The 4621-nt window shown below is 65.3% G+C and carries 6 protein-coding genes; 2 read left to right on the top strand and 4 right to left on the bottom strand.

Annotated elements, in window-relative coordinates; all coding sequences use genetic code 11:
* Both QZY06_RS01115 and QZY06_RS01110 read left to right on the top strand, forming a co-directional pair.
* Nucleotides 1–369, top strand: a 369-nt coding sequence (locus QZY06_RS01115; protein WP_295679093.1) for a hypothetical protein, incomplete at its 5' end; no start/stop codon positions are given.
* Nucleotides 369–941, top strand: a complete 573-nt coding sequence (locus QZY06_RS01110; RefSeq protein WP_295679089.1) for an isoprenylcysteine carboxylmethyltransferase family protein — start codon at nucleotides 369–371, stop codon at nucleotides 939–941. The genes QZY06_RS01115 and QZY06_RS01110, both read left to right, overlap by 1 nt.
* Before the next feature lie 22 nt (nucleotides 942–963).
* On the opposite strand, the gene QZY06_RS01105 is transcribed toward QZY06_RS01110, so the two are convergent.
* From QZY06_RS01105 to QZY06_RS01090, 4 genes are all read right to left on the bottom strand, one after another.
* Nucleotides 964–2199, bottom strand: a complete 1236-nt coding sequence (locus tag QZY06_RS01105; RefSeq protein ID WP_295679087.1) for a methyl-accepting chemotaxis protein — start codon at nucleotides 2197–2199, stop codon at nucleotides 964–966.
* Nucleotides 2200–2321: 122 nt separating this feature from the next.
* Complete coding sequence (locus QZY06_RS01100; protein ID WP_295679084.1) at nucleotides 2322–3386, bottom strand: chemotaxis response regulator protein-glutamate methylesterase; 1065 nt, start codon at nucleotides 3384–3386, stop codon at nucleotides 2322–2324.
* Nucleotides 3386–4006, bottom strand: a complete 621-nt coding sequence (cheD, locus tag QZY06_RS01095; protein ID WP_273457326.1) for a chemoreceptor glutamine deamidase CheD — start codon at nucleotides 4004–4006, stop codon at nucleotides 3386–3388. Before cheD ends, QZY06_RS01100 begins: the two co-directional genes overlap by 1 nt.
* 2 nt (nucleotides 4007–4008) lie before the next feature.
* A partial coding sequence (locus QZY06_RS01090) for a CheR family methyltransferase (protein ID WP_295679078.1) occupies nucleotides 4009–4621 on the bottom strand: 613 nt, incomplete at its 5' end.

The following is a 4621-nucleotide window of genomic DNA, read 5'->3' as shown; positions in this document are numbered from 1 at the left end:
GGCGTATCGCGTTACCTCGCCGACGTCGAACCGCGTCGCGACGGCAGCTATAGCCGCGACGGCGCCCGCTACGCGCACTGGCTGCGCGAACGCCTTGGCGCACCGGCCGCAGCCGATGGCGAACACCCCTTCGCCCTGTGCGGCATCGCCACCGCCACGCGCTACTCCGCCGCCGAGCGCCAACGCATCGCCCGCGTCGTCGAGCGCAAGCAGTTCGGACTGTTCGCCCAGCTCGGCATCGACGAAGCCCGAGAAGACCGCCTGATCTTCATCGCCCGCACCCCGGCCCGGATCGGCACCGCCTTGTCCCGCGCCTCGGTACTGGCCCTTATGAGCCGCAACCGCCGCACGCGACGGAGGACCGCCTGATGGCCGAGCTGTTCACATTCAACGCCTGGACGATCAGCCTGCTGACCGCCTTCGCTGCCTGCCTGCTCAGCTTCAACTGGGGCATGTACCGCTTCTTCACCGAACCCAGCGGCAGCAACAGCGGCATCGACACCATCAAGCTGCTCGGCACCACGCTGGGTTTCATCAGCCTGAGCGGCATTCCCCTGTTTGGCGTCGCCTCGGTCATCGGCGGCCTGACCGCCGTGCTGCTCTGTGCCGCCAGCCTCGCCCTGTTCTGGTGGGCCATTCGCGTCAACCGAAACCAGCCGCTGAGCTTCGCGTTCTCCGAAGACGAACCCCGTCATCTGGTCAGCACCGGCCCGTATCGCTGGATTCGCCACCCGCTCTACACCGCCTACCTGCTCGCCTGGCTCGCCGTCCCCGTCGCCACCTTGCAGCCGCTGATGCTGATGCCGCTGCTGGCGATGGGGGCGATCTATGTGTCGGCGGCGCGGGTCGAGGAGAAGAAGTTCGAGGCCAGCGTGATGGCTGCGGACTACGCCCGGTACCGCGACGCAACCGGCGCGTTCCTGCCACAACGCTGGTATTGAGCCGATGGGCTGTTTCAGCCGCTCAAAACAACTCCACCGCCCCCGCCTGCATCGACAACTGCGCCACCGGCTTGTGAGCCGGCACTCGCCAGTCGTCGTTCGCCGCTTCCGGCACAGGCGTGGGGGCGGGCTTCGGAGCGACGTAGCTGGGTGTTGCGAAAGACTGTGGCGGGCGGGCCGGTTGTGGCAATGCGTCGTTGACCAGCACCGCCTGCAGGCCGCGGGTTTCGTCGCCGATCTGGTGCAAGTGGCGGACGTGGACCAGGGCAGCGCCCAGGGCCTGGGTGGCGATGTCCTCAAACTGCAGGCAGCGCACCGCCTGGCCGACGGCGATGCTGATCTGTTCGCCGGCGGCGTGGGCTTCGCGGGCGCTGCCGGCGACGGCGACGTTGATCTCTTCGACCTGGGCCATCAGGCGGCCGACTTCGTTGCGGGCGTGGATGCTGGCGCCCATGTCGCGGGTCGCCATTTCACCGACGGCTTCTCTCACCTTGGCGATCGAATCCTTGGAGCTGAACACCAGTTTGCGGATCTGCTCGTTGAAGCTGGTCGAGCGTTCGGACAGGTTGCGCACTTCCTCGGCGACCACCGCGAAACCGCGTCCGGCTTCACCGGCGCGTGCGGCTTCGATCGCGGCGTTGAGCGCCAGCAGATTGGTCTGATCGGCGATGGTCTTCACATCACCCAGCAGTTCGAAGATCGCATCCAGATGCTTGACCATCGCATCGATGTGCTGCACCGAGTTCGCGCTCTGCTTGCTGACGCCGGCGAGGATGTCGACCAGGCCTTCCATCAACTGGCTGGCGGTGCGGGCGAAGTGCTGCACGTCGACGCCATTGCCGCCTGCCCCACCGATACCACTCTCGGCACGACTCAGGATCCGGCCGACCGCCGTTTCCTGGGCGCGGGACTGCTTGCTCATCTGCTCGAAGGCGCCACCCAGCGTGCGTACCGATTCGAGGATCAGCGTCCGCACCCGTTCGACTTCGTGCTGCACGCCGGCCGATTCATTGACCAGGCCGCTGCGCAGTTCTTCGAGTAGCTGGCGATGCTGCTGCAACTGGCCATCGTGAACCGCCGCGAGCTGGCGGTGGTTGCCGGCGCTGCGCTGCTTGCGCCAGGCGAAGGCGGCCCAGCCGGCGACGACGAGCGCACCGCCGATCCAGCTTGCCGCCGGCGTCGCGGCCATCTGCAGCGCCGCGCCTGCCACGGTGCCGGACAACGGCAGCAGCCAGGTGTGTTGATCGAGGGTGTTCATGTCGGAGGGTCCAGGTGATCGGAAGATGAAGAAGATTCGGGCGGACGGTTTCAGGAATTCAACGAAAGGTTCATTACAGAGCTATCGGCCGCAGATGGCAGGACTGGAGCGCCATCACGCGCTCAAGCAGCCCGTCGGTCGGAACTGCAGAGGCGCAGCAGTTCCTGAGCGATCGATTCGAGCGATAGCGCCCGGTCAGCAGCACCGAGCTTGAATGCGGCTCCGGGCATACCCCAGACCACGCTGCTCGCTTCGTCCTGCACCACGGTCGAGGCGCCGACCTTGCGCATCTCGAGCAGGCCACGGGCTCCGTCGTCGCCCATGCCGGTCAGGATGCAGCCCACGGCGTTGGCACCGGCATAACGCGCCACCGACTTGAACAGCACGTCGACACTCGGCCGATGGCGGTTTTCCGGCGGCGCATCGGTGAGCTTCGTGACGTAACGGGCACCGCTGCGGGTGACTTCCAGATGGCGATCACCCGGCGCGATGTAGACATGGCCCGGAACGATCTGCTGGCCGTCGCGCGCTTCGCAGACGGACATCGCCGACGAGCGATCCATGCGCGCCGCGAAAGGTCCGGAGAACATCGCCGGGATGTGCTGGGTGATGACGATCGCCGGAGCATCGGCCGGCATGCGTTCCAGCACTTCCTTGATCGCTTCGGTGCCGCCGGTCGAGGCACCGATCGCGATCAGGCGTTCGGTGGTGCGATAGCGGTTGCCCACGCTCGCCAGCGGCGCTTTCGACGGCTGGCGCGGGAAAGCCGGTGCCCGCACGTGGCTGCGGGCCGCGGACTTCACCTTGTCGATCAGATCGGCCGTGTAACTGCGCATGCCGGCCGCGAGATCGATCTTCGGCTTGGTGACGAAATCGATCGCGCCAAGCTCCATCGCCTGCAAGGTCACTTCCGCGCCTTTCTCGGTCAGCGACGACACCATCACCACCGGCATCGGCCGCAGCCGCATCAGGTTCTCGAGGAAGGTCAGGCCGTCCATCTTCGGCATCTCGACATCCAAGGTCAGCACGTCGGGATTCAGCGCCTTGATCAGATCTCGGGCGACGAGAGGATCCGGGGCGGCGCCGACAACCTCGAGTTCGCGGTCGCTGGACATGATCTCGGTCAGCAACTGCCGCATCAGCGCGGAGTCGTCGATGATCAGGACCTTGATGATCTTGTTGGGCATCAGAAAAGCTCCACGCTGCCAGTGTTCGGGGATTCGGTGAGCTTGTGGCGGTACAGACGCTCGCTGGCCAGCACTTCGGTGTCATTGGCGGAAGCAAGGCGCTTGACCATCACGCGGCCGGTGAGCGGAAAGTAGTGAACCCGTCTCGGGCAGGTGTCGTACAAGTCCTGGGCCGCGACGCTCAGGCCTTCGGTGGCCAGATAGCGCAGCACGAATTCGCCATTGCGCTTGCCGACGTTCGAGACCGTGAAGCCGGCCAGCACCGCGCCGCCACCGAAGAGTTTGGTTTCCAGACGGCTGCGCGCAGCGCCGCGCTTCAGCAATTCGTTGATCAGCATTTCCATCGCGTAAGAGCCGTAGCGCGCGCTTTCGTTGGCGGCACCGGCGTTCTCGATATCCGGCAGCATGAAATGGTTCATGCCGCCGACCTTGGCCAGCGGATCGCGAATGCAGGCCGAGACGCAGGAACCGAGCACGGTCACCAGCATCACGTCGCGATCAGTCGCCACGTATTCGCCCGGCAGCACCTTCATCGCATGGGCGCCGAACTTGGGGTCGTAATAGGTCGTCGGATCGGCGATCGCCTGCACCTTGTCGCGCACCTTGCGGATCGCGTACATGGTTAGCGAGCGGTCCGCCGGTACACGGTGCGGCCAATGGACGTGACGATGTCGGTGGCGTGGAAGAAACTTTCCGAGTGGCCGGCGAAGAACAGGCCGTCCGGGCTCAGCAGCGGTGCGATCTTGCCGAGGATGTCGCGCTGCGTGGGCTTGTCGAAATAGATCATCACGTTTCGGCAGAAGATCGCGTCGAACGGACCCCGCATTGGATAACGGGCATCGAGCAGGTTCAGCGGCCGGAAGCTGATCATCTCGCGCAGCTCGTCGATGACGCGCACACGGCCCGCATTGGCACCAGCACCGCGACGGAAGTAGCGCCGCTTCTGGGCATCATCGAGCTTGTCGACACGCTCCTCGGGATAGACGCCGGCCTGGGCGGTTTCCAGCACCTGGGTGTCGATGTCGGTGGCCAGGATCTTCACCGATGGCGTCAGCGAATCCAGCGCTTCGGCAGCAGTGATCGCCAACGAATACGGTTCCTCACCAGTGGATGCCGCTGCGCACCAGATCTTGATCGGCGTCTGCCGGCCACGCGCCTTCAACAACTCGGCAAGCACTTCGAAGTGATGCGCCTCGCGAAAGAACGAGGTCAGATTGGTGGTCAGCGCATTGGTG

The organism is uncultured Nevskia sp. (assembly GCF_903885465.1).
Classification (GTDB): domain Bacteria; phylum Pseudomonadota; class Gammaproteobacteria; order Nevskiales; family Nevskiaceae; genus Nevskia.
This window is presented reverse-complemented; position numbering and strand designations above follow the sequence as displayed.

What these genes read in the sequence shown, in the direction of transcription:
- QZY06_RS01110 (WP_295679089.1), top strand. Translation starts at nt 369, where the DNA reads ATGGCCGAGCTGTTCACATTCAACGCCTGGACGATCAGCCTGCTGACC.
- QZY06_RS01105 (WP_295679087.1), bottom strand. Translation starts at nt 2,199, where the DNA reads ATGAACACCCTCGATCAACACACCTGGCTGCTGCCGTTGTCCGGCACC.
- QZY06_RS01100 (WP_295679084.1), bottom strand. Translation starts at nt 3,386, where the DNA reads ATGCCCAACAAGATCATCAAGGTCCTGATCATCGACGACTCCGCGCTG.
- cheD (WP_273457326.1), bottom strand. Translation starts at nt 4,006, where the DNA reads ATGTACGCGATCCGCAAGGTGCGCGACAAGGTGCAGGCGATCGCCGAT.